Genomic DNA, 24,348 nt, shown 5'->3' with positions numbered 1-24,348 from the left:
CGCCGTCGGGGCGGGAGCGACGGGGGCGGGTGCCGCCGCTGCCGGCGCGACCGGCGCGGGAGCCACCGGCGCGGGAGCCACCGGCACGGGTGCGGCCGGCGCAGCCCCCTGGGACGCCTGCTCCAGCCGGGCGATCCGGGCCGCGAGCGCCTTGGCCTGCGGGTCGATGTGCGGCATCGCCGAGCGGACGAGCAGGAGCTCGAGCTGGGTGCGCGGATCGGCGCCGTCGCGCATGGCGGACAGCGAGGTCGCGACGAGGTCGATGACCCGGATGACCGCAGCGCCCGACAGGGTGCGGGCCTGGGCCACGGTGCGCTCGTCGCGGTCCGGCGAGATCCGCAGCTCGTCGGGCAGCGCGCCCGTCATCAGGACGAGCAACAGGGCCCGGGCGTGGGCCTCGACGTCGGTGATGACCTGCTTGAGGTCGCGGCCCTGGGCCGACAGCTCCGCGGCGACCTGCAGGCCCGCGGCGGCGTCCCCCGCGCCCACGGCGTCGAAGGCGCGGAAGAGGAGCTCGGCGTCGGCCACCCCGAGCACGGAGAGGACGTCCTCGGTGCGGATGTCCTCGCCCGCGTAGGTCACGAGCTGCTCGAGCGTGCCGAGCGCGTCGCGGAACGACCCGGTGGCGTGCCGGGCGACGAGCGCGACGGCCTCCGGCCCGATGACGATCTGCTCCTTCTCGGCCACGCGGCCGAGGACCCGGGACAGCTGCGTCGGCGTCGGACGGTGGAAGTCGAAGCGGTGGCAGCGGTCGACGACCGTCGGGAGGACCTTGTTGGCCTCCGTCGTCGCCAGCACGAAGATCGTGCGCGGCGGCGGCTCCTCGAGCGTCTTCAGGAACGCGTTCCACGCCTGCGACGAGAGCATGTGCGCCTCGTCCAGGATGTAGACCTTGTGGCGCCCGCCGACCGGGGCGAAGGCCACGGAGTCGCGGAGGTCGCGGATGTCGTCGACGGAGTTGTTCGACGCGGCGTCCATCTCGACGACGTCGATCGACGTGGCGTCGGCGATCGACCGGCAGGCCTCGCAGCGGCCGCACGGCGCGGTCGTCGGGCCGGGGCGGCGCTCGGTCTCCGCCAGGCCCGGGTCGCCCTGGCAGTTCAGGCAGGCGGCGAGGATCTTCGCCATCGACGTCTTGCCCGTCCCGCGCGACCCGACGAACAGGTAGGCGTGGTGCACCTTGTCCTGCTCGATCGCGTTCTGGAGCGTGCGGACGACGTGCTCCTGACCCACGACGTCGTCGAACGACCGGGGCCGGTGGCGGCGGTAGAGGGAGGGGGCGGACACTCGGGCCGAGTCTACGGAGCCCCCGGGCGGTCCGCCGCCGAGGGTCGGCCGCTCAGGCCCCGAGCTCGGTCCGGAGCGCCGAGAGCTCCTCGCGCAGCGTCCGCAGCTCGGCGCGGACGTCCTCGAGCTCGCCCTCCAGCTGGACGACGCGGCCCTCCAGGTGGTTCGGCGGCGGCTCCTCGGCGTCGCCGCGCCCCGCCGCCGCGCCGCCGCCGACGGGCGACGAGGACGCACCCCCGTCCGACGGCGGCGCCGGACCGAGGTCGAACTCCGACGGCCCGCTCTCGTCGCGGTACTGCGGCGGCTCGGCGGCCCGCTCGACCGCGACCGTCCCGGACGTCGCCGCGGCCTCGGTCGGCAGCTCCTCGCCGCCCATCACCTGCTGGACCCGGGCCTCCTTCTGGCCCGGCCGGCGCTCGAGCCGCACGACGAGCCGGCGGGTGATGAGCCGGTCGACGGTGGTGTCGAGCTCGTCGGCGCTCTCGAAGCGGTGCAGGCGCTCGGTGCGCGCGCGGAGCTCGCCCGGCGTCTGGGGGCCGCGGAGGATCAGCACCGCGAGGACCGCCTGCTCGTCGGGCCGGATCTGCATCGTGTCCGCGAGCAGGTGCCGGTACTTCGCGGCGCGCGAGCCGCCCGCCGACCGCGTCCACCGGCGCCGGGCGAGCTCCTCCAGCGCGTGCCGGATCTGCGCATCGTCGTACTGGACGACGGGATCGCGGTTCGTCGACTGGTTGCACGCCGCCCGCAACGCGTTGAGGGTCAGCGGATAGGTGTCCGGCGTGGTGCGCTGCTTCTCGAGCAGGGCACCGAGGACGCGGAGCTCCACGGCGTCAGGCTTCACGGTCGGCAGGCTAGCGGTAGCGTCGCCCGCGCATGGACGGCTCATCCCGACCCCGGACACGCGCGAGATCGATCGCGATCCACCTCGCCGCGGCCTGCGGGCTCGGCCTCCTCGTCTGGCTCGCGTTCGGGCGCACCGCGTTCGTCAACTACGACTCCGCGTGGTCCCTGGACTGGATGCGCGAGCTGATCGCCGGCGGATCGCGCCCGGATCTCGGTCGGCTGTTCTCCCCCACGCCGCACCCGCTCAGCGACGCGTTCTCCGCGCTGCTGGTGCCCCTGAGCGACTCCGGGGGTCCGGCGGTCGGCCGCGGCGCGGAGACCGCGCTGATCGTCTCCGCCCTCCTCTGGCTCGGCGCGCTCGGCGTCGTCACCTTCCGCATCGCGGCCGCCTGGTTCGGCGTCGCGGCCGGCGTCGTGGCCGCGGTCCTCGTCCTCACGCGCGAGCCCGTCCTCTCCTACGGGCTGCGCACGTATCTCGACCTGCCCTACGCGGTCTTCCTCCTCCTGGCGCTGCTCGCCGAGACGAAGCGCCCGCGCAACGGCCGGGGCACCGTCCTCTGGATCACCCTGGCGGGGCTCCTGCGCCCGGAGGCCTGGCTGCTTGCGGCGGCGTACGTCGCGTACCTCGGCGTCTGGCAGATCCGGGAGGCCGGGTCCGTGGACCGGCCGTCGAACGACGCCGGAACCGCCTCCGGGCAGGGCCGATCGGGGAATGCGCAGCTTTCGGTCGATTCCCCGACGGCGCCCGCAACGGGCCGATCGGGGAATGCGCAGGATCCGGTCGATTCCCGGACGGGCTCCGCGACGGTGGCGTCGACCGCCCCCGCCTCCCGCCTGCGCACCTGGGTCGGTCTGTTCGAGCTGCGGCCGCTCCTGCCGCTGATCGCCCTGGCACTCGTGGCGCCGCTGGGCTGGATCGTCGAGGGCCTGGTGCTCTCCGGCGACCCGCTGCAGGCCCTGACCGGCACGCAGCAGAACGCGGCGGACCTGGACCGCGTCACCGGCGTCGGCTCGGCGATCACGGTCATGCCGCGCCGCCTGGGCGAGATCGTCCGCGAGCCCGTGCTGCTCGCCGCGTTCGGGGGCATCGTGCTGTCCCTCGCGTTCCTGCGTCGCCGCGCGGCGCTCGGCGCGGCCGGGGGGGTCGCCGCGGCGGTCGCGTTCTTCGTCCTCGCGGCCGCGGGCCTGCCGCTCCTGACCCGGTACCTCGTCTTCCCGGCGACGCTCCTGATCGTCTTCGCCACCGCCGGGCTGCTCGGCTGGCGGCACCTCGATCCGGACCACCGCTGGCGCCGGCCGTGGCAGGCGTTCGCCGTGGTCGCGCTGCTCGTCTTCGTCGTCTTCACGCCGAGCCAGGTCCACCGCGTCGACCGCCTGCAGAGCGCCCTCGCGCTCCAGCAGCGGGTGATCGGCGACCTGCGGACGATCACCGGCGAGGTCGTCTCCCCCGCGCTGACCTCGACCGCGGGGTGCGCGCCCCGCGGCCAGGCCGATCTCGACGTCGCGCTGCCCAACCATCGCGCGGTGCCGCAGGTGCTGCTGTGGCTGGGGCTGCCGGACGACGGTCCTGTCGCCGGCACCGCCGCCGACGAACGGGCTCCCGGTGCGGAGCCGTACCCCGCTGTCGGGCCGATCGACACCCGTGTCCGGAACCGCCAGGCCCGGGCCCTCGTCACCCTCCTCCCCTCGTCGACCCGCGTGGCCCGCGGGTTCATCCTCGACAAGGCCGACGGCGGCGCCGGACTGCCGACGCCGCCGAAGGGCAGCGTCCGCGCGGGGACGCTCGGCACGTGGACGGTCTACGCCTCGGACCCGGGGTGCGCCCGAGCGCTGGCGCGGCGCATCGCGCGCTGACCGCCCGCGCCGGCGGTATGGCGTGAGACACCGTGCGTCGACGGTGTTCGGCGCCCCGCATGTGGACGAGGCTCCCGCCTACGCCGCACGCGTTCACACGATGGTGAAAGTCCGGCGAGCGGCAATGCGCCATCGGGACAGGAGCGGCGAGGCGCCTCGTTCGTAGCGTGGTCGTCGTACTGCGCGCCGCCCGACCGCGGCGCGTTCCTCCTCCTCACGAGGTCCTCCTCCATGCGAGATTCATCCGCGACCGCGGACCCGGTCGTCGACGCGCGCGTCGACGCCGACGCCACGTCCACCGACGCCCCGTCATCCGGTCTGAGCCGCCGCTCGTTCGTCGGCCGCGCAGGGCTGATCGGGGCGGCCGGCGCGGTCGTCGCGTCCGGTGCCCTCACCACGACGGCCCGCGCAGCGGACGGCGACGCCCTGCCCGGGCTGCCGTCGGTGGCGGCCGTGAAGGCGCGACTGGAGACCGTCCGGATCGTCGACCTCGACGTCGTCGAGCTCGCCGCCCTGCTGCAGGCCCGGGAGCTGCAGGCCGTCGACCTCGCGAACCTCTACCTCGCCCGCATCGACGAGTTCAACGGCGAGTTCGAGCTCTACGGCGACAACGGCGGCTACAACGCGTTCGTCCGCATCGACCGGTCCGACGCGCTCGCCGGCGCGAAGGCCGCCGACGAGCGGCTCGACGCGGCCGCCGCCGGCGGCGCCCCCGCGCCGTACCTGTGCGGCATCCCGATGGGCGTCAAGGACTCGATCGGGCTGAAGGGCCGCCCCGCGCAGAACGGCACGGTCGCCTTCCGCGGCAACATCGCCAACGAGGACCCGCCCGCGGTCGCGCGTCTCCGTGCCCAGGGCGTCGTCTTCCTGGGGCACACCATCTGCTCGTCGTACTCGAGCTCGATCTCCGGCACGTTCGCCGGCAACGCCTGGGACAAGCGCTACGTCCCCGGCGGGTCGAGCCAGGGCTCAGGCGTCGCGCCGATCATCCGCTTCGCCGCCGCCACCCTCGGCGAGGAGACCGGCGGCTCGATCATCTTCCCGTCGGCCGCCAACGGCGCCTCCGGCATCAAGCCCTCGCTCGGGCTCAGCTCGGTGGCGGGCGTGATGCCGCTGAGCCCCGGCACCGACGTGATCGGCCCGATCTCCCGCTCGATCCGCGACTCGTCGCTGATCCTCAACGCGATGATGGGCCCGGACCCGACGGACGACCCGCAGACGCTCTCGCAGCCGATGCCGTTCCCGGCGCTCCCGATCGTCCCGCGCACCGGGTCCAAGCCGCTGGCGGGCCTGATCATCGGGGTGCCCCAGACGGACTGGCTCGACGTCATCGGCACCGCACCGCAGGCCCGGTACTCGACGGAGAACCTGGCGGTCTTCAACCGCGTCCGCCAGGAGCTCACGGACCTCGGCGCCGAGGTCGTGAACTTCCGCGGCCTGAACATGAACGCCGCGGCGGAGAACCCGTACCTGACGAACGCGACGGTGCTCGACACGGTCGACGGCACGAACATCACGCCGACGACCGCCGTCACGAACTCGTACCGCGCCGACATCCGCTACACGGAGGCGATCGCGGCGTTCGCCCGCACCCGTGGCTTCGACCAGCAGAACGCGCTGCTCGGCAACTACGGCCGGACCGCGTCGGGGGCCACCACGTCCACGTTCGAGGCCGCGGCCGCCTTCCACCGCGGCATCAGCGCGTCCGCCCGCCGCGAGGGCGAGCGCCGCCGCCGGCAGATGGCCGCGAACTACGCCGCGTCGCTGAAGACGGACGGCGACGGGCGCCCGATCGACTTCATGCTCGTCATGAACTTCGGCACGAAGATCACGCTCCGCGGCGCCCTCCCGCGCTACCGGACCTACTACCAGGGCCCCAACGCGAAGGGCTGGCCGATGGTCTCCTTCCCGGTCGGCTACAGCGCCGACGAGCCGGTCATGCCCCTGTCGGTGCAGTTCTTCGGACCGCGCTTCAGCGAGCCGGCGATCGTCCAGGCGGCGATCGACTACCAGGCGGCGTTCCCGGAGCACCACCGCCGCGTGCCCGTCGACCAGCCGCTGAAGACCACCGGCTTCCGGCGCGCGCCGTCGGCCGAGGACGAGGTCGACCCCCTCGCCTCCAACGATCCCGAGCTCTACGACGCCGCGATGCCCCCGCAGCGCCCGTAACCCGCGACCCCGGAACGACGACCCATGTCCTACCTCACCATCGCCTGGGAAGCCCCGTACAACATCGGCTTCCTCCCGCAGGACCCGAACGAGGTCTTCTCGACGGTCCTGACCGTCGGCTGGACCGCGAAGGCCGGCGGCTACGTCCTGCCGTACGACACCGCGGACCTCACGCAGAAGCCCGCTCCCGCAGAGCCCGAGCCCGAGGTCCCGCCGGTCTACAACCCGCCGGAGACCCCGGCGCCGGCCCCGCCCGGCGCCGTCGGCATCCCCGCGGCGCCCGTGCCGGCCCTGCCGGCGAGCGCGATCCGCCCCGCCCCGCCGGTCCGCGCGCTGACGATCGCCCGCGTCAACCCGGTCAACTACCGCTCGAGCGGCATCCGGGTGCGGATCTCGGTGGCCGAGAAGGCCCGCGTCGTGGTCCACGTCGAGGCCCGGATGAAGAAGCGCCTGTCGCGCCGCCGGTCGACCACGGTGCTGCGCCGGCTGACCCGCCAGCGTGCCGTGACCCTGAAGCCCGGGACGACCGCGCTGCGGCTGCGCCCGAGCGCCGCCGGCCGCCAGGTCGTGGGCCGGAGGTCCCGCGTCCGCGCGTCGCTCGTGGTCTCCGCGCGCTACGCCGACGGCCGTCGCTCGACGACGCGTCGCACCGTGACGATCGCCCCGCCGCCGGCCAAGAAGTAGGCGCCCGACGCCGTCCTGATGCAGGCCGGGGCCCGTGGCCCCGGGCTGCCCGCCGGGGTGCGTCCGCGCACCCCGGCCCGCCCGGCGCCCTCACCGGCGCCGACACCGACACCCCCTTCCCGGAGCCCCGATGCCCGACACCGACCACGCCCCCACCACCGACACCCCGACCGCCCTCGCGGAGCACGGCGACGTGCCGGACGCGACACCCCGCGGCCATTCGCGTCGCGCGTTCCTCGGCCGGACCGGCACCGCCGCGGCCGCCGGCGCCGTCCTCGCCACGACCCTGACGGCCTCGCCCGCCGCGGCGGCCACGACGACCGGCAAGGTCCGGAAGGCCGCGGTCGCCCGCGCCGGCGAGGCCCCGGCCCTGCCGTCGGTCGCCGACGTCCTCGCGCGGAACGTCCCCGTCCACCAGCTCGAGATCGTCGAGCAGGCCGCGCTGCTGCAGGCGCGCACCATCACGTCGGTCTCCCTGACGCAGGCGTACCTCGACCGCATCGACCGGTTCAACGGGCCGTTCGAGACCTACGGCGACAACGGCGGCTGCAACACCTTCGTCCGGGTCGACCGCACGGGCGCCCTCGCCCAGGCCGCCGCCGCCGACGCGCAGCTCGACGCCGCCCGCGCGGGCACGACCCCGCCTGCTCCGTACCTGTGCGGCATCCCGATCGGCATCAAGGACTCCGTCGGCATCGCGGGCCGCACCGCCGGCAACGGCACCCCGGCGTTCGCGAACAACATCGCGCTCGAGGACGCGACCGCCGTCGCCCGCCTCCGCGAGCTCGGCGTCGTCTTCCTCGGCCACACGATCTGCTCGGCGTTCTCGGGCGTCATCGCCGGCAACTTCGCGGGCAACGGGTGGAACAAGGACTACGTCCCGGGCGGCTCCAGCCAGGGCTCCGGCGCCGCGCCGATCAACGCGCTCGCGTCGGCGGCGATCGGCGAGGAGACCGGCGGCTCGATCGTCTGGCCTGCCGCGATCAACGGCGCGTCGGCGATCAAGCCGTCGCTCGGGCTCGGCTCGATGGCCGGGGTGATGCCGCTGTCGGCGACCTACGACGTGCTCGGTCCGCTCGCGCGCTCCGGCCGCGACGCCGCGCTCCTCATGAACGCGATCATCGGCCCCGACCCGCTCGGCGACCCGCAGTCGGTGTCGGCGCCGAACCCGTTCCCGACGCTGCCGATGGCCCCGCGGTCGGGGACGAAGCCGCTGGCCGGGCTCGTGGTCGGCGTCCCGCAGACCGACTGGATGACCCGCTCGGTCCTGAACGCGGACAACACGATCACGGCGACCGTCGTCAAGGAGTCGCCGCAGTCCCTGTACGACGCGGACCACAAGGCGGCGTTCGACCGGGTCCGCGGCGAGCTCGAGGCGCTGGGCGCGACGGTCAAGGAGTTCCGCGGGCTCGACATCACGAACTACGGGACCGCGCCGGACTACCTGGACGGCGAGAACCCGTACTACCTGAACCCGGCGGTCCTGCAGACGATCGACAACGCGCCGATCACGCCGCGCAACGCCGTCGTCTTCTCCAACCGCCAGGAGATCCAGTACCTCGAGGCGATCGAGGCGTTCGCCGCCACGCAGTCGACGACCGTGCAGACGACGCTGCTCACGCAGTACGGCCGGCGCCCCGGCGAGGTCGCGACCGCCGACCGCACCTGGGCGGCCGCGAAGCTGACGACGAACCGCGTGACCAACGGCGCCCGGCGCGAGGGCGAGCGCCGTCGCCGCCTCCTGATCGACAAGTACCAGCAGAGCCTCGACGACGCGGGCGTCGACATCATGCTCGTGATGTCGATCGGGCAGGAGGTCGGCAGGCGGAACGCGGCGAACGCCAGCGACGGCCTGCCGCTTCGCCGCTACAACCAGATCGCCAACGACCTCTCGTGGCCGATGGTGAACTTCCCGGTCGGCCAGACGTCGGGGGCGAAGCTGCCGATCTGCGTCCAGCTGTGGGGCCCGCGGTTCAGCGAGCCCCGCCTCGTCCAGGCGATGATCGACTACCAGGCCAAGCATCCCGAGCACCACACGCGGCTCCCCGCCGATCCGGTCGCCCCCGCGATGCGGACGCTCAGCCGGGCGCTCCGGCTGCAGGCCGCGCAGGGCGAGGCCGGTGAGCCCGACCCGTACGGCACGAACGACCCGGTGGCGAGCGAGAACGCCGCGGCCGCGGACCGGTAGGACGCGCGCGGGGCGGACGGGCGGCCGGCAGGTGGGCGGGCGTCCGGTGGGCGGGCGTCCGCCCCGCAACCGAGGCGCACGGCGGCCGAACCGAGACAGCCGACCGACCGGTCGGAGGTCTCGGCGGGCTGCGGCGCCGCGGTCGACCGCGGGGTCACGTGGACAGGTACACCGTTCGCTGCCCGCGTGCGGGGCCGCGGTATGGACGATGCCCCCGCTTGCGGCGCACACGTTCACACGATGGTGCAACGCCACGGCGCCCCGTTGGGCCAGCGGGACAGGAGCCGTGCGATCACCCGTTCGTACCGTGATCGGGGTACTGCGACGCCGGGCCCCGACCGGCGCGCCCCGATCACTCAGAGGTCTCCTCGATGCGAGAATCATCCGCTCCCGCGGACGCGGTCGTCGACGCGGTCGTCGACGCGCTCGACGCGCCGTCGTCCGACGTCGCCACGTCGTCCGTCGCCGCGGCGTCGTCCGTCGCCCCGTCCGGCACCGACGCCCCGGCCGGCCTCAGCCGCCGCCGCTTCGTCGGCAAGGCCGGGATCGCCGGCGCCGGCGTCGCGGTCCTCTCCTCCGGCGTGCTGGCGTCGACGGCCGCCACGGCGGCCGCGAAGGACGTCGCCCCCGGCACCGACGTCCTGCCGACCGTCGCGTCGGTCAAGGCGCGCCTCGAGACCGTCCGGCTCGTCGACCTCGACACCGTCGAGCAGGCCGCGCTGCTGCAGGCCCGCGAGATCACCTCCGTCGCGCTGACGCAGGCGTACCTCGACCGCATCGACAAGTTCAACGGCCCGTTCGAGGACTACACGCCCGGCGGCAACGGCTACCTCAACGCGTTCGTCCGGATCGCCCGCGACGAGGCGCTGAAGGCCGCGGCCGCCGCGGACGCCCGCCTCGACGCCGGCCACGGCGGCGGCGCCCCCGCCCCGTTCCTCTGCGGCATCCCGATGGGCGTCAAGGACTCGATCGGCCTGAAGGACCGGCCCGCCCAGAACGGCACCGTCGCGTTCAAGGGCAACGTCGGCGTCGAGGACGGCCCGGCGATGGCGAAGCTCCGCGCCGCGGGCGTCGTCTTCCTCGGCCACACGATCTGCTCCGCGTTCTCGGGCGCCACGACCGGCAACTTCGCCGGCAACGCCTGGAACGCGAAGTACATCCCGGGCGGCTCCAGCCAGGGCTCCGGCGTCGCCCCGGTCGCCCGCCTCGCCTCCGCGTGCATCGGCGAGGAGACGGGCGGCTCGATCATGTTCCCGTCCGCCTGCAACGGCGCCTCGGGCATCAAGCCGTCGCTCGGCCTCGTCTCCGTCGCCGGCGTCATGCCGCTGCGCGTCGCGGTCGACGTCATCGGCCCGATCTCGCGGTCGATGCGCGACTCGGCCCTGATCCTCAACACGATCATGGGGCCCGACGCGGAGAACGACCCGCAGACGCTCTCGGCGCCGATCCCGCGCGAGACGATCCCGATGACCCCGAAGGGCGGCACCAAGCCGCTGACGGGCCTCACCATCGGCATCCCGCAGACCGACTGGATGGGCGTCGTCGGCACGCCGCCGCAGCAGCGCTACGACGCCGACTACCTGACGATGTTCACGCGCCTGCGCGGACAGCTCGAGACCCTCGGCGCGACCGTGATCGAGTTCCCGGGCCTCGACCTGACGCTCGCCGCGAACAACACCTACCAGAACAGCACCGACACGCTGGAGACCGTCGACGGGTCCGCGATCACCCCGCTGTTCGCCGCCAGCTACCCGGACCTCTACGACGTCGGCTTCGCGGACTCGCTCGAGGCGTTCGCGAACCAGTTCCCGGCCAACCGCGCGGCGCTGCTGGCGAACTACGGCCGCCGCGCCGGGGGCGCCACGGCGAACACGGTGCCGGCCGTCGCGCCGACGTTCACCGCGCTCGCCGCGGTCCACGGCGGCGTCTCCGCCGGCGCCCGTCGCGAGGGCAACCGCCGCCGTCGCCAGATGGCCGCGAACTACCAGAAGGCTCTGGACGACGCGGGCGTCGACTTCATGCTCGTGATGAGCGTCGGCGCGAAGATCGGGCTCCGCCCGAACGGCGGCTTCTCGCGCTCCCGGACGTACTTCCAGACGCCGAACATCCTCGGCTGGCCGATGGTCTCGTTCCCGATCGGCTTCGGGACGGACGCCGAGCCGCTCCCGATCTCCGCCCAGTTCTGGGGCACCCGGTTCTCCGAGCCGCAGATCGTGCAGGCGGCCCTCGACTACCAGGCCGCGTTCCCCGAGTACCACCGGGCGATCCCGCCCGAGCCCGCCGCGGTCCCCGTCGCTGCGCGTCGCACGACGACGCCCCCGTCGGCGACGTTCGAGATCGAGGAGGTCGACCCGCTGTTCTCCAACGACCCCGTGGTCTACGCGTCCGCCGTCCCCGACGAGCTCCGCCCCCGCTGAGCAGGAGACCTGACCCCTCATGCCCTTCTTCACCCTCTCGCTCCGCACGCCGCTCTCGCTCGAGCACATGCCGGCCGACCCCGGCGTCGTCGGCCCGACCCCGCTGACCATCGGCTGGACCGGCAAGCAGTCGCACTACACGCTCGCCTACGACGTGGCCGACCTCGTCGTCACGCCGGGCGAGCCCGACCCCGTCATCGTCAACCCGCCCACCGGTCCCGGCCCGGAGACGCCCGGCGTCGGCGGGTCCACCCCCGGCCCCGGCGGCTCCGTCCCCGGGACGACGCCGCCGCCCTCCGGGACGGTGCGCCCGGCGACGCCGCCGCGGCTCTCCGTGTCGTCGCGGGTCAACCCGGTGAACTTCCGCTCCACGGGCATCCGCGTCCGCGTGACGCTGCCCGAGAAGGCGCGCGTCGAGCTCTACGCGACCGCGAACTACAAGAAGAAGCTCGCGCGCCGCCGCACGAAGACCATCAAGCGCACCATCACCCGCAAGCGCGTCGTGACGCTGCCGAAGGGCACGACCGCGCTGCGCATCCGGTCCAGCGCGCTCGGCCGGGCGACGGTCGGCCCGCGCAGCCGGATCCGCGCCACGGTCAGCCTGAAGACCCGGTTCACCGACGGGCGCCTGGTCACGGTGACCAAGACCGTCCTCATCGCCCGCAGCACGAAGGCCTAGGGGCCCGACCATGCACGAGAACACCGAGCACCTCACCACCCTCGAGACGCCGGCGGACGACGTCGGGACGACCACGGACGTCGCCACCTCGACGGTCGACGACGCCCCGTCCCGCGGCGTCTCCCGCCGCGGCTTCCTCGGACGCGCCGGGGTCGCCGGCGCGGCCGGCGCCGTGGCGGTGACGACGCTGAGCCCGTCGGTCGCCGCGGCGGCCACGACCGCGGGGCCCGCGCCGAAGTCCGTCGCGAAGGCCAAGGCGAAGGCGACGGCCACCCGGGCGTCCGCCGCGCCGGCGCTCCCGAGCGCCGCCGCGGTGAAGGCCCTGAACAAGCCGCTGGTCGACCACGAGATCTTCGAGCTCGCGGCGCTCCTGCGCTCGGGCGACACGACCTCGGTCGCGCTCACCCAGGCCTACCTGGCGCGCATCGACGCGTTCAACGGGCCGTTCGAGATCTACGGCGACAACGGCGGCTACAACACGTTCGTCCGCATCGCCCGCGACGAGGCGCTCGCGCAGGCCGCGGCCGCCGACCAGCGGATCGCGGCCGAGGGCGCCGCCGCGCCGATCCTGTGCGGCATCCCGCTCGGCATCAAGGACTCCGTCGGCATCGCGGGCCGGCCGTCGAAGAACGGGACCCACAACTTCGACGCCAACATCGCGATCCAGGACTCGACCGCCGTCGGGCGCCTGCGCGACCAGGGCGTCGTGTTCCTCGGCCACTGCGTCTGCTCGGCGTACTCCGGCGTGATCGCCGGGACGTTCGCGGGCAACGCGTGGAACAAGGACTACATCCCGGGCGGCTCGAGCCAGGGCTCGGGCGCCGCGCCGATCAACCGGCTCGCGGCGGCCGCGATCGGTGAGGAGACCGGCGGCTCGATCACCTGGCCGGCGGCGATCAACGGCAGTTCGGCGATCAAGCCGTCGCTCGGCCTCGGCTCGATGGCCGGCGTCATGCCCCTGTCGGCGACCTACGACGTGCTGGGCCCGCTCGCGCGCTCGGGCCGCGACGCCGCGCTCATCATGAACGCGCTGATCGGCACGGACGGCGACAACGACCCGCAGTCGCTGGCGCAGCCGCAGCCGTTCCCGGAGCTGCCGATGGCCCCCCGCGAGGGCTCCAAGCCGCTGAAGGGCCTGACGATCGGGATCCCCCAGACGGACTGGATGACGACGACGGTCGACAACGCCAACAACACGTCGACCTCGACGGTCCGCCGCGTCTCTCCGCAGTCGGTCTACGACGCCGACCACAAGGCCGCGTTCGCCCGCGTCCGCGGCGAGCTGGAGGCCCTGGGCGCCACGGTCAAGGAGTTCCGCGGTTGCGACATCACGGACTACGGCACGGCGCCGGACTTCCTCGACGGCGACAACCCGTACTACCTGAACCCCGCGGTGCTGGACACGGTCGACGGCACGCAGGTGACGCCGCGCAACGCGGTGGTCTTCGCCAACCGGTCGGAGATCCGCTACATCGAGGCGGTCTCCGACTTCGCGGACACGCAGACGCCCACGGTGAAGACCGCGCTGGCCAACCAGTACGGCCGGCGCCCGGGCGGCAGCACCGACGTCAACGTCGCGCCGACGTTCGCGGCCTCCGCGCTGCTGAACAACGGCATCACGGCGAAGACCCGGCGCGAGGGCGAGCGTCGCCGGCGCCTGCTCATCAGGAACTACCAGGCGTCCCTCGACGCGGCGGGCGTCGACGTGATGCTCGTCATGTCGATCGGTGCGGAGGTCGGCAAGCGCCAGCCGCTGAACCCGAGCGCCGGGCTCCCGGTCCGCCGCTACAACCAGATCGCGAACGACCTCTCGTGGCCGCTCGTGTCGTTCCCGGTCGGCGTCACGTCGAACGCGGGCCTGCCGATCTGCGTCCAGCTGTGGGGCCCGCGGTTCAGCGAGCCGAAGCTCGTGCAGGCGATGATCGACTACCAGGCCAAGCACCCCGAGCACCACACCCGGTTCCCGGTCGACCCGCCGGCGGTCGCGGCCAAGGCGCTCCCGTCGAACCTCGCGGCGAAGGTCGCCGAGGCCACCGCGGCGGCCGAGCTCCCGGACGCCCCGATCGACCCGGCGAGCAGCAACGACCCGGTCGTCCAGGAGGACGCGGCGATCGCCGAGCGCGGCTAGGCCCGGCCCGCCGGTCGCGGGCCGGGCGCGGTCCACGGCCGGGCTGGTCGCGGGCCGGGCGCGGTCCACGGCCGGGCTGGTCGCGGGCCGGGCGCGATCCACGGCCGGACCGGGGCGCCGCCGGGCCGTCCGGATCAGCCCACCTCGGGCACCGGCGCCCCCGACGGCAGCCCGTCCGCGACGTACGCGTCGTAGACGGGCTGCCACGCCGCGGGCGGGTGCTCGTGCGGGCTGAACGTCGTCCCGCCCTCGAGGTGGTGGTCGAGGCAGAGCAGGCAGACGTGCCAGCCGCCGGCGTTGCGCGCGGCGGCATCGCGGGCGTCCAGGACGTTCAGCAGCGTCAGCCGCGTCCCGCCGTCCGGCAGCGCCTCGAGCGTCAGGTGCACCTCGTCCGGCCCCCAGGTGAACGCGAAGGCCCGCGGCGGGTCCCACGTCAGCACCATCCCCGCCGTCGACTCCATGTGCGGGTCGTCGGCGAACCGGATCGCCCCGCCCTCCTGTTCCTCGAACGCCACGCTGGACGGGAACCACCGCACGAGCTCGTCGGGTCGCGTCACCGCGGCCCACACCCGGTCGACCGGGTGCGGGTACTCCCGCCGGAACCGCACCGCCGGTCGCCCCTCGTGCTCGACGTACGTCCCCCGGTCGGTCATGCGTGCTCCTCGTGGTCGCGGTGGTGGTCGACGCCCCCGGCGTCGGTGCGGGCATCGCCCCGCGTGTCGGCGACGCCGCCGAGGCCGGCAGCACGGGTCATGCCGATTCCGCCGGATGCCGGTCGACGCTCGGGCGCGGCGAGCCCGCCGGCGGTCGCGTCCAGGTGCGTCCCGAGCCGGTCGAGCGGGTCGTTCCAGAGCTCCCGGTACGGCCCGATCCAGGCGTCGACGTCCGCGATCGGGCCGGACCGCACCGAGTAGACGCGGCGCTGCGCCCGCCGCTCGACCTCGACGAGCCCGGCGTCCCGGAGCACCCGCAGGTGCTTCGACGCCTGCGGCTGCGACAGCCCGAGGCGCTCGACGAGCTCCCCGACGGCGTGCGCCCGCTCGCGCAGCGCGTCGAGCAGCGCCCGCCGGTGCGGGTCGGCGAGCGCCGACCAGGTCGCGTCCGTGGCCATGCCCGGACGTTCGCACCTGCGTATATGCCTGTCAAGGCATGTTCGGGGTCGTGGCGTCCGAGGCTTCCACGCGACGGCGGACTGGGCAGGACCGGAGCCGCCCGCACGCACCGGGCGTCGTGCCCCGCCCACGACCGACCGCCGAGCCCGTCGGGGAATGCGCAGGGTTCACGTCGATTCCCTGATCGCCCCGTCGCGCGACCCCTCGGGGAATGCGCAGGATGCACGTCGATTCCCCGATCGCCCCGTCGCGCGACCCCTCGGTGCGGGGCGCCCCGGCTCGGGAGGACCCTCGGTCCCGTCGCCGGCGACCCCGGGTCACCGTTCGTGGAGGTCCGTCCGCCGCACCGCGGATCGGCCGACGCGACCCCCTCGGCCACCGCGGCGTACCCGGGTCCGTACCCCGGCGCGTACCGTCGCCCGTACCGTCGAAAAGCCCGTGGTATCCAGGGATTCTCTGTGTCCGAGCGCGCTTCCGGGGCGTCCCGGAGTGCGCCAGACTGCACGCTGCCGTGCTCGTCGAGGACCCCCACCGGACCACCCGCGAACGACCCGTGGGCCACCCCACCCTCACGCGCGCCGACCGCGAGGCCCTCCTGGGGTTCATGGTCGGGATGCGGACGTTCGAGGAGCGGGGCGTCGCGCTCTACAAGCAGGGCCGCACCCCCGGGTCGTTCTACGACGGCCACGGTCAGGAGGCGATCCCCGTCGGTGCGGCGTTCGCGATGGGCCCCGACGACGTGATCTGCTCACCGCTGATCCGCGACTTGGGCGCGCACCTCGTCCGTGGGACCGACCTGACCGAGATCATCCGGCACCACCTGGGGCGGGACAACCGCCTGAGCCGCGGCCGCGAGGGCAACGTGCACTTCGGCGACCCCGCCAAGGGGATCGTCGCGATGGTCTCGATGCTGCCCGACATGTTCGTGGTCGCGGTCGGGATGGCGATGGCGTTCCGGCTGCGCGGCGAGCGACGGGTGGCGCTCACGTTCTTCGGCGACGGGGCGACGTCCCCGGGCGCGTGGCACGAGGCGATGAACTTCGCCGGCCTGCGGAAGGAGCCGGTCGTGATCGTCTGCGAGAACAACGGCCTCGCGTACTCGACGCCGACCAGCGCGCAGTTCGCGGTCTCCCCCGCCGACCGCGCCGCGGCGTACGGGATGCCAGGCGTCGTGGTCGACGGCAACGACGTCGAGGCGATGTTCGCCGCAACGCACGCCGCCCGCGAGCGCGCGCTCCGCGGCGACGGGCCCACGCTGATCGAGGCGCGCACCATGCGGATGCACGGCCACGGATCCCACGACGACGCCCGGTACGTCGACCCCGCGGTGCTCGACGCATGGCGCGAGCGCGATCCGATCGCCACGTACGCAGCGCGGCTGCAGGGCGACGGCGTCGACGTCGACGCGCTTCGCGCGGCGGTCCTCGACCGGCTCGACGCGGCCGTTGACGCGGCCCTCGCGACGCCGCTGCCCGACCCGGCCTCGGCCACGGACGGGCTCTTCGCGACCGAGGAGCCCGGGCCCCTGGGCCGCGGCGACGCGCCGTGGAGCGGGTTCGCGGGTCCTGGGGACGCCGGCGGGCCCGGGCGCCCGGCCGGCGCCGGCGACGCGGGGACCGGCCGATGAGCACGCCGCTGACCCGGGCCCCGGACGCGGCTCCCGCGATGGCGCCCGCCTCCGCAGACCGCGACGTGCGCACGATGACCTACCTGCAGGCGATCACGGACGCGCTGCGCGAGGAGATGCGCCGGGACGACCGGGTGCTCGTGCTCGGTGAGGACGTCGGGGCGTTCGGCGGCGCGTTCAAGGCCACCGAGGGCCTGTTCCGGGAGTTCGGCGCCGATCGCGTCCAGGACACCCCGATCGCGGAGGCCGCGATCATCGGCACGTCGGTCGGCGCGGCGCTCGCGGGGCTGCGGCCGGTCTGCGAGGTGCAGTTCGCGGACTTCGTCGCGACCGGCTTCGACCAGCTCGTCAACGTCGCCGGGAAGATGCACTGGCGCACCGGGCTCGCGGTGCCGATGGTGCTGCGGCTGCCGTCGGGCGGCGGGTTCGCCGGCGGGCCGTTCCACTCGCAGAACCCCGAGGCGTGGTTCATGCACGCGCCGGGGCTCAAGGTCGTCGCGCCGTCGACGCCCGCGGACGCCAAGGGCATGCTCAGCACCGCGATCCGGGACCACAACCCCGTCTGCTTCCTCGAGCACAAGCACCTGTACCGCCGGATCAAGGGCGAGGTGCCCGTCGGCGAGCACCTCGAGCCGTTCACCGCGAAGGTCGTCCGTCGGGGCGAGGACCTCACGATCGTCGCGTACGGGGCGATGGTCCACCTCGCCGCGGAAGCCGCCTCGCGGTTCGAGGACGGCCGCGTCGAGGTCCTCGACCTGCGCTCGCTCGTCCCGCTCGACGAGGACGCGATCCTCGCGAGCGTCCGGCGCACCGGCAAGGTCCTGGTCGTCGACGAGGCGAACGAGACGTGCGCGGCCGGCGCCCAGGTGGCGGCACTCGTCGCCGACCGGGCGTTCTCCGACCTCGACGGCCCCGTCCGGCGCCTCGCCGCCCCGGACGTGCCGATCCCCTTCAGCCCCGGCCTCGAGCAGGCCGTCCTGCCCACCACCGACCGGATCGCGGAGGCCGCGCGTGAGCTCCTCGACTACTGACCCGCCGACCGCCGCCCCGGCGGGCCCGTCCGACACGGCGGCCCCGTCCAGGGCCGCGGCCGCGGGCGACGTCCTGATGCCGCGCATGGGCACGTCCGTGGCCGAGGGCACGATCCTCGAATGGCGGGTCGCGGTCGGGGACGTCGTCGCCCGCGACGAGGTGCTCTGCGAGGTCTCGACCGACAAGGTCGACGTCGAGTGCCCGGCGCCCCGCGACGGCGTCGTGGCGGAGCTGCTCGTCGAGGCGGGCGAGACCGTCGAGGCCGGCACCGTGATCGCGCGGATGCGCGACGCGTCGGACGGCGGCCTGCCCGGTGGGTCGTCGCCCGGCGAGGTCTCCCCGGACCTCGCGGCGACGACCGGCGAGCACCGCCCGGTCGGCGCGGCCCGCGACGCCGGCACCAGCGGACCGGACGCCCCCCTCGCCCCCGGCCGGCCGGTCGACCATCCGCGCGCCGATCGCCGCGAGCTCCTCCGCCGGTCCTCCCCCGTGGCCGCGCGGCTCGCCGCCGAGCACGGGATCGACGTCCTCGGGCTCGCCGGGTCCGGCCGCAACGGGCGGGTCACGAAGCGGGACGTGCTCGCGGCGGCCTCCGCGCCGCTCGCCGCGGCGCTCATGCACACCGAGTCGCCGTACCGACACGACCCGTCGATCCCGGTGGCGGGATCCACCGGCGCCGCGACGTCCGGCGTCGCCGACGCGTCGCTCCTCGCGCCCGGCACCACGACCGGCGGCGGGCCGTCGTCCCTCGCCCACGGCGCACCGCCCGTCGTCCCCGGCGCACGGCCCGTCGTCCCGTCCGACCTCGGCGGGGTGCCCGTCCCGCCGTCGCGGATGCGGCGGGCGATCGGCGACGCCGTCCGCCGGTCGCTCGACACCGCCGCGCACTGCACGACGGTCGTCGAGTGCGACATGGGCCGGATCGAGCGCGAGCGTCGGGAGCTCGGGCTGACGGCGCTGCCGCTCGTCGCCCACCACACGATCCAGGCGCTCCGGGCCTTCCCCGCGCTGAACGCGACGTCGGACGACGGGAGCGTCACGCGGTACGGCGACCGCGTCCATCTCGGGATCGCGGTGTCGCTCGGCGAGGACGGGCTGATCGCGCCCGTGATCCACGACGCGCAGGACCTCAGCGTGCAGGGCCTGGCACGGCGCATCAAGGACCTCGCGGCACGGGCACGCGCCGGGACGCTCGCGCCCGACGAGGTGCGCGGCGGGACGTTCACGATCACGAACCCCGGCGCGGCCGGGGCGCTCATGGCCACCCCGGTCATCAACCAGCCGCAGGTCGCGATCCTCGACCTCGAGGCGATCGTCCGCCGCCCCGTCGTCGTCACCGACGCCGACGGCGGCGAGAGCATCGGCATCCGCCCGATGGTCCACCTCTGCATGGGCTGGGACCACCGCGCGCTCGACGGGCTCTACGCCGCGCAGTTCCTGACGGCGCTGCGGCGCCGGCTCGAGGGCTGAGCGGCCCTCCGCGCCACTGCGCGGAGCGTGGCGAGCGCCCCCGGGGCGCGTTACCGCTCGGGCACCCAGCCGGCCGGCAGCGCGCCGGCCGGCACGAGGCCCGGGTAGTCCGGGAACAGGCGGCGGGCGATCTCCTCGCCCGGCCGCCCGGCCATCAGCGGGTGCAGGTCGCCGACAGTCAGGAGGACGCGCAGCGACGCGCCGATCTGCAGGTCCGCGGCCGTGACGTGGTCGGTGCCGATCGTGCCGTCGGCCGCCAGCGCGTCGACGTGGTCCAGGAGCGCCGGCAGGTCCTGCAGCGCCTCGTGGAGCACCACCGCGGTCAGGCCGTGGTACCGCCACGTGCCGCGGATCACCTTGATCGCGTAGTCGGTGCCGGCGGCGTCGAGGGCGCCACCGCCGCCGAACGTCCCGAGCGACTCGGGCCGGAAGTGCATGGCGCCCCAGGGCAGGTACCGCGAGAGGTCCTGGAGGCGCCCGTCGCCCCAGCGCTCCGCCTCGTGGACGGCCTCGGCGATCGGGGCCGGGTACAGCGCGGGCTCGGGGGCGAGCTCCTCGAGCCGCTCGAGGATCGCGACCGACCCGTGGACGGGGGTCCCGTCGATCACGACGCCCGGGACCGTGGTGCGCGCCGGACCGTAGATCTCCGCCATCGCCTCCTGGTGCTTGCCGGGCTGCAGGTCGACCCGCTCGTAGGCGAGGCCCTTCAGGCGGAGCGCCGCCTCGACCGTCCGGCACGGCGGCGACGGCGGGAGCACGTGGAGCGTGACGGCGGGACCGGGTCCGGGCATGCCCGCACCCTACCGCTGGTAGGTCCGCGCGACGGCGCCGTCCCGGAACGGCATCAGCCCGCCGCCGACGACTCCGGGAACGGCACCCGCGCGCCCATCGACTACCGCTTAAGGCTGCTTCCTTCCGGACCTGACCTGGTTCACGGGTCGACGTCGCACGGGGACGCCCCCATCGATGCCGTCGACGACGGGCTCATGCCGCCGTCCTCGTGGGCGATCGTACCCGAGCGCAGCCCGGGCCGACGCCCGCCCGGTCAGTCGGTCGACATCATCACGAAGACGGACTTCAGCATCAGCCCGAGGCCCGGCAGGATCGAGATCAGCGCGAGGAGCAGCAGGATCGTCGAGTCCGTGATCGACGCCAGCACGAGGAGGAGCACCGTGAGGAGCGCCGAGATCGTGATCTGGATCATGAACGCGTTCGCCGAGATGGCGTTGGCGGGATCGACGGCCACGACGTCGTCGTCGTAGGAGGCGCCGCCCTGCGGGGACTTGTTGCGGTCCTCCGCCTCGTCGCTCGGCAGGGCGGACTCGGGGTTCGACGTCGGCTCGAGATCGGCGGCCTCGCTGTCGCTGATCGTGGCCTTCTCGCTTTCTTCCATCCCGGAAGGATCCCACGAACCGCCGCGCGCCGGAGGGTCGGCACCCGACGACCCCGCCGATCGCCCTTCCGCGCTATCTTTCTGATCCCTCCGGGCGTATAGCTCAGTTGGTTAGAGCGCTCGCTTCACACGCGAGAGGTCCTCAGTTCGAGTCTGAGTATGCCCACCTTCTCGAAGGCCCCGCCCCGGCGGGGCCTTCGTCGTTCCGGGCCCCGTCAGGGCGGGCGGCCGGCGGCGAAGGTGTCGCCACCGGGCGCCGATCAGCCCCTGCGGTCCCCGTCGTACCGGACCGGGTCGGACGCGCGCGTGCTGCGGCGCAGGCCCGGGGCCTCCCGGGCGGGTGGGTGGCGCACCGCGGGGGCATCGCCGCGCACCAGCGCCGCGATCTCCCTGAGCTGGTCGATCACCGCGTCGACCTGCCCGCTGGCCTCGTGCAGCCGCCGCATCAGCGCGCGGGCCTCGGCGGTGTCGGCCGACGCTGGACGGCCGGCGTCGACGCGGGGGCTCCGGGGCGGGATCGCGTCGCTCATGGCGCGGATCATCCTCCCTCGGCCGGATGCCGGCGGTCCGGCAGTTCGACGCCGGCGGTCCGGCGGCTCGGCGCCGGAGTCGTTCACTCGACCCGCAGGCCGGACCGGTGCACCACGCGGTCGAACGCGACGCCGTCCGGGAACGCGAGCTCGTGCACGAGCCGCCACGCCTCGGCCTCGTCGCGGGCGAAGTACCGGTCGGGCAGCCCCTTGACCCGGGGTTGCCGCGACCGCGGGAACGGCAGCAGGAACTCCTGGAACGCGAGCCCCAGGAGCCGATCGACCAGCGACCCGGCCCACAGGACGTCGAGCACGATCCGGTCGGCGCGGACCTCCGTCATCCGCCCGAGGTTGCCGAGCCACGGCTCGAAGTAGTCGCGCTCCGACTCGCGCCACCCCCACGCGAGCACCAGGTCGACGTCCGATCGGAGCACCGCCCGGTGCGTGTGCCCGGCGCCCCCCTCCGCCGGGTCGGCGCCCTCGGGGTGCGCCGGATGGCCCGGCCATCCGGGGCCGGGCGGCAGCACGCGCCAGTGCACCGGGGCGGACGCGGCGATCCGCTCGTGCAGCTCCCGCAGGGTCACGGACGGGCCGGTCGTCGGGACGGGGCGGGCACCGGACCATCGTAGGGCCGCCCCGCCGACGGCCCCCGGCCGGTCCCGGCCGGCGCCCCGGCCCACCGGGCCCGTCCGGGTCCGCGGGCGCACGGGAGGACGATCCGTCCGTCCGCCCCGTCAGACCCGACGCGCCACGAGGCGCACGCCCGGCCGCACCGGCCACGGCTGGCGCGGACCGCGGAACGGCTCGGCCACCTCGAGCGCGAGCGGCGAGGCCCGGAGCAGCCCCGCCGCGTCCTGGTCGCACCGGCAGCCACGCGCCGCGAACCGCCACACCGGCGCGACGAGTCGCCGGGCGCGCGGCGCGATCGTCCCCTCCCCCGCGACGTGCTCGAGCCCGAGGTAGGTGCCGCCGGGGCGCAGCACCCGCGCGGCCTCGCGGAGCACGGCCGGAGGGTCCTCGACGCTGCAGAGCGCGAAGGTCGCGACGACCACGTCGACCGACCCGTCGGCCCCCGGCAGCCGCTCCCCGGTGCCGTCGACGATCCGGACGCGGCCGTCGTCGGCCGCGACTCGGCGCAGCGCGTCGCGCATCGCGGGCGCCGGCTCGACGAGGGTCAGCTCGCCGACGCCCGACCCGTAGTGGGGCAGGTTCAGGCCGGTTCCCGCGCCGATCTCGAGCACGGTCCCACCGGCCGATGCCACGAGCCGGCGCCGGATCTCGCGCATCCCGGCCGCCTCCGAGCCACGCTGCACCGCGGCGTACCCGGCGACGAACAGCCGCTCGTGGAGCCGGTCGATCGGACGGGGCAGAGCGCGGGGCACGGGTGCCGACGCTACCGGCCCCGGGGCCCGCGACCGGACGGCCACCCCGTCCGTCGTCCGTCCCGGACGGAGGGTCCGCGACCTCCTTCCGGGGGTCCTCCGGCGTCGACCCGGGGCATAGGATGCGGGGCGTTCGCCGTGCGACCGCGCGGCGCCACCCCGCCGTCGACCCGAGCGCCCACCATGTCCTCCTCTCCCGCATCCGACGTCACGCCCCACGGCGATCCGGACAAGTTCCGGCACGTCCTCTCGCACGTCCCGACCAGCGTCGTCGTGATCACCGCGGTCAAGGACGACGGGACGAAGGCCGGACTGGTCATCGGCTCGTTCACGTCGATCTCGCTGGACCCGCAGCTCGTCGGCTTCTACCCGACGCACAAGTCGACCAGCTGGCCGCCGATCCGCGAGGTCGGGAAGTTCTGCATCAACGTGCTCGCGCAGGGGCAGAACGACCTCGCCGCCCAGTTCTCGAAGAGCGGCGGCGACAAGTTCCAGGGCGTCAACTTCACCGCCGCACCGCACTCCGGCGCGCCGATCCTCGACGACGTCGTCGCGTGGATCGACTGCGAGCTGGATCAGGAGATCGAGCTCGGCGACCACTTCCTCGCGGTCGCCAAGGTCATCGACCTCGACGTCCACAGGGCGGCGCACCCGATGGTCTTCAGCCGGGGCGCCTACCCGCTGTTCCTCGACGAGGACTGACGCGGGTCGCGACCGGCCGCGCGCCGCGCGACCGGCAGAGCCTCAGGCCTCCGCGCGCGCCGCCTCGACCGACAGGACGACGTCGAAGCCCAGCAGGCTGGCGCCGTGCGAGACCGGCTTCGGCGCGCCGCGGTCCGCGGCGGCCTGGGCGTGCCCACGCGTGAAGGACTCGCTCGAGACCCACGCCTGGAAGTCCTCCTCGCTCTCCCACCGGGTGTAGACGAAGTAGCGCGTCTCCCCCTCGGTCGGGCGCAGCAGCTCGAAGCCGAGGAAGCCCGGGCGCTTCTCGACCTCGCTCGCGCGCTGCGCGAACCGCTTCTCGAGCTCCGGTCCGCGCTCGGGGTCGACCTCGATCGCGTTGATCTTCACGACGGCCATGGGTGCCTCTCGTTGCAGGGGTGGGTCCGCCCCATCGTACGGGCGGACCCGCGGGGCGGGCGGGTCCCGGTCAGCTCTGCGCGCCCGAGGACCCGGACGAGCCGGAGGAGTCGGAGGACGATCCGCCGCCCGCCCCCGAGCCGCCGCCCGCCCCCGACCGGAGCGTCGACTGGCAGGCGCCACTGGCCTTCCGGAACGTCGCGTCGGTCTGGTCGACCTCCTTCGGGTCGAAGATCGGCCCGTTCCCCGTGAAGTTCGGCTTCGGCAGGTCGAAGCCGTGCTTCTTCACGCAGGCCACGTAGGCCTCGATCGACCTGCGGTAGGCGGCGCTGGTCACGTCCGGCCGCCCGCGCCCGGCCCGCTGCCCGCCGCCGCTCGGCGTCGTGACGCCGCACGACTTCAGGGCCGCCTGGAGCTTCTCGCGCTCCGCCGCCGTCATCCCGGTGCCGCCACGGCCACCGGCGCGACCGCCG

The 24,348-nt window shown here is 74.6% G+C and carries 21 protein-coding genes, 1 tRNA gene, 1 other RNA gene and 1 pseudogene; 12 read left to right on the top strand and 12 right to left on the bottom strand.

The window, feature by feature from the left end; genetic code table 11:
• Nucleotides 1-1,287: DNA polymerase III subunit gamma/tau (dnaX, locus tag PATMI_RS29960; RefSeq protein WP_051471594.1), on the bottom strand; the 1,287-nt coding region annotated here is incomplete at its 3' end.
• A 52-nt stretch (nt 1,288-1,339) separates the two neighbouring features.
• A complete protein-coding gene (locus PATMI_RS29955) occupies nt 1,340-2,128 on the bottom strand; it encodes a DUF480 domain-containing protein (protein WP_169738369.1) in 789 nt (262 codons plus the stop codon).
• A gap of 32 nt (nt 2,129-2,160) precedes the next feature.
• On the opposite strand from PATMI_RS29955, the gene PATMI_RS0113375 reads away from it, so the two are divergent.
• From PATMI_RS0113375 to PATMI_RS29925, 7 genes are all read left to right on the top strand, one after another.
• Complete coding sequence (locus PATMI_RS0113375; protein ID WP_036725824.1) at nt 2,161-3,984, top strand: hypothetical protein; 1,824 nt, start codon at nt 2,161-2,163, stop codon at nt 3,982-3,984.
• 231 nt (nt 3,985-4,215) lie between these two features.
• Nucleotides 4,216-6,153, top strand: a complete 1,938-nt coding sequence (locus PATMI_RS29950) for an amidase (RefSeq protein ID WP_051471590.1) — start codon at nt 4,216-4,218, stop codon at nt 6,151-6,153.
• 24 nt (nt 6,154-6,177) lie between these two features.
• Entirely contained in the window at nt 6,178-6,837 is a 660-nt protein-coding gene (locus tag PATMI_RS34605) for a hypothetical protein (protein ID WP_026911248.1), read from the top strand.
• Between the two features lie 130 nt (nt 6,838-6,967).
• Nucleotides 6,968-9,025 (top strand): amidase, encoded by a 2,058-nt coding sequence (locus PATMI_RS29940; protein ID WP_051471588.1) that lies wholly within the window; start codon nt 6,968-6,970, stop codon nt 9,023-9,025.
• A 371-nt stretch (nt 9,026-9,396) separates the two neighbouring features.
• The gene (locus tag PATMI_RS29935; protein ID WP_051471586.1) at nt 9,397-11,442 is read left to right on the top strand and encodes an amidase; all 2,046 of its coding nucleotides are present in this window, start codon (nt 9,397-9,399) and stop codon (nt 11,440-11,442) included.
• 19 nt (nt 11,443-11,461) lie between these two features.
• Nucleotides 11,462-12,121, top strand: a complete 660-nt coding sequence (locus PATMI_RS29930; RefSeq protein ID WP_036725822.1) for a hypothetical protein — start codon at nt 11,462-11,464, stop codon at nt 12,119-12,121.
• Between the two features lie 10 nt (nt 12,122-12,131).
• Nucleotides 12,132-14,249 carry an amidase gene (locus PATMI_RS29925; protein WP_051471584.1) on the top strand — a complete coding sequence of 706 codons (2,118 nt, stop codon included), beginning with the start codon at nt 12,132-12,134 and terminating at the stop codon, nt 14,247-14,249.
• Between the two features lie 134 nt (nt 14,250-14,383).
• On the opposite strand, the gene PATMI_RS0113340 is transcribed toward PATMI_RS29925, so the two are convergent.
• Together PATMI_RS0113340 and PATMI_RS35950 are read right to left on the bottom strand one after the other, a co-directional pair.
• Nucleotides 14,384-14,902 carry an SRPBCC family protein gene (locus tag PATMI_RS0113340; RefSeq protein WP_026911247.1) on the bottom strand — a complete coding sequence of 173 codons (519 nt, stop codon included), beginning with the start codon at nt 14,900-14,902 and terminating at the stop codon, nt 14,384-14,386.
• Nucleotides 14,899-15,360, bottom strand: coding sequence for an ArsR/SmtB family transcription factor (locus PATMI_RS35950; RefSeq protein ID WP_084269927.1), 462 nt, complete (start codon nt 15,358-15,360; stop codon nt 14,899-14,901). Before PATMI_RS35950 ends, PATMI_RS0113340 begins: the two co-directional genes overlap by 4 nt.
• 554 nt (nt 15,361-15,914) lie before the next feature.
• Between PATMI_RS35950 and PATMI_RS29915 the strand changes: the two genes are divergently transcribed.
• The 3 genes from PATMI_RS29915 to PATMI_RS0113320 all read left to right on the top strand — a co-directional run bounded on the left by PATMI_RS29915 (nt 15,915) and on the right by PATMI_RS0113320 (nt 19,490).
• A complete protein-coding gene (locus tag PATMI_RS29915; protein ID WP_245604165.1) occupies nt 15,915-16,988 on the top strand; it encodes a thiamine pyrophosphate-dependent dehydrogenase E1 component subunit alpha in 1,074 nt (357 codons plus the stop codon).
• Between the two features lie 74 nt (nt 16,989-17,062).
• On the top strand, nt 17,063-18,019 hold the full coding sequence (locus PATMI_RS0113325) for a pyruvate dehydrogenase complex E1 component subunit beta (RefSeq protein ID WP_084270346.1): 957 nt from the start codon (nt 17,063-17,065) through the stop codon (nt 18,017-18,019).
• An 85-nt stretch (nt 18,020-18,104) separates the two neighbouring features.
• Nucleotides 18,105-19,490 carry a dihydrolipoamide acetyltransferase family protein gene (locus PATMI_RS0113320; protein ID WP_245604163.1) on the top strand — a complete coding sequence of 462 codons (1,386 nt, stop codon included), beginning with the start codon at nt 18,105-18,107 and terminating at the stop codon, nt 19,488-19,490.
• Between the two features lie 50 nt (nt 19,491-19,540).
• On the opposite strand, the gene PATMI_RS29910 is transcribed toward PATMI_RS0113320, so the two are convergent.
• The 3 genes from PATMI_RS29910 to PATMI_RS0113310 all read right to left on the bottom strand — a co-directional run bounded on the left by PATMI_RS29910 (nt 19,541) and on the right by PATMI_RS0113310 (nt 20,883).
• Entirely contained in the window at nt 19,541-20,281 is a 741-nt protein-coding gene (locus PATMI_RS29910) for a glutathione S-transferase (RefSeq protein ID WP_051471582.1), read from the bottom strand.
• A 73-nt stretch (nt 20,282-20,354) separates the two neighbouring features.
• An RNA gene (gene ffs, locus PATMI_RS35945) (signal recognition particle sRNA small type) lies at nt 20,355-20,451 on the bottom strand.
• A gap of 84 nt (nt 20,452-20,535) precedes the next feature.
• Complete coding sequence (locus PATMI_RS0113310) at nt 20,536-20,883, bottom strand: hypothetical protein (RefSeq protein WP_026911244.1); 348 nt, start codon at nt 20,881-20,883, stop codon at nt 20,536-20,538.
• Between the two features lie 92 nt (nt 20,884-20,975).
• On the opposite strand from PATMI_RS0113310, the gene PATMI_RS0113305 reads away from it, so the two are divergent.
• Nucleotides 20,976-21,049, top strand: a tRNA-Val gene (locus PATMI_RS0113305).
• A gap of 94 nt (nt 21,050-21,143) precedes the next feature.
• Here the strand turns inward: PATMI_RS0113305 and PATMI_RS0113300 are convergent.
• The 3 genes from PATMI_RS0113300 to PATMI_RS29905 all read right to left on the bottom strand — a co-directional run bounded on the left by PATMI_RS0113300 (nt 21,144) and on the right by PATMI_RS29905 (nt 22,795).
• Nucleotides 21,144-21,413: a hypothetical protein gene (locus tag PATMI_RS0113300; RefSeq protein ID WP_026911243.1), complete on the bottom strand. Its 270-nt coding sequence runs from the start codon at nt 21,411-21,413 to the stop codon at nt 21,144-21,146.
• A gap of 83 nt (nt 21,414-21,496) precedes the next feature.
• On the bottom strand, nt 21,497-21,997 hold the full coding sequence (locus tag PATMI_RS0113295) for a hypothetical protein (protein ID WP_157260761.1): 501 nt from the start codon (nt 21,995-21,997) through the stop codon (nt 21,497-21,499).
• Nucleotides 21,998-22,147: 150 nt separating this feature from the next.
• Nucleotides 22,148-22,795: a class I SAM-dependent methyltransferase gene (locus PATMI_RS29905; protein WP_051471580.1), complete on the bottom strand. Its 648-nt coding sequence runs from the start codon at nt 22,793-22,795 to the stop codon at nt 22,148-22,150.
• A gap of 183 nt (nt 22,796-22,978) precedes the next feature.
• Here PATMI_RS29905 and PATMI_RS29900 point away from each other — a divergent pair, with 183 nt between their 5' ends.
• Nucleotides 22,979-23,497: a flavin reductase family protein gene (locus PATMI_RS29900; RefSeq protein ID WP_036725815.1), complete on the top strand. Its 519-nt coding sequence runs from the start codon at nt 22,979-22,981 to the stop codon at nt 23,495-23,497.
• Between the two features lie 42 nt (nt 23,498-23,539).
• Here PATMI_RS29900 and PATMI_RS0113280 read toward each other — a convergent pair whose 3' ends face one another.
• Nucleotides 23,540-23,875, bottom strand: a complete 336-nt coding sequence (locus PATMI_RS0113280; protein ID WP_026911241.1) for an antibiotic biosynthesis monooxygenase family protein — start codon at nt 23,873-23,875, stop codon at nt 23,540-23,542.
• A gap of 70 nt (nt 23,876-23,945) precedes the next feature.
• Nucleotides 23,946-24,348: pseudogene (locus PATMI_RS0113275) on the bottom strand (hypothetical protein); the annotation flags it as partial.

The sequence above is a fragment of the Patulibacter minatonensis DSM 18081 genome (assembly GCF_000519325.1).
Taxonomy (GTDB): domain Bacteria; phylum Actinomycetota; class Thermoleophilia; order Solirubrobacterales; family Solirubrobacteraceae; genus Patulibacter; species Patulibacter minatonensis.
Note: the sequence above shows the minus strand (reverse complement) of the source record. Positions and strands in the feature narration are given on the sequence as shown.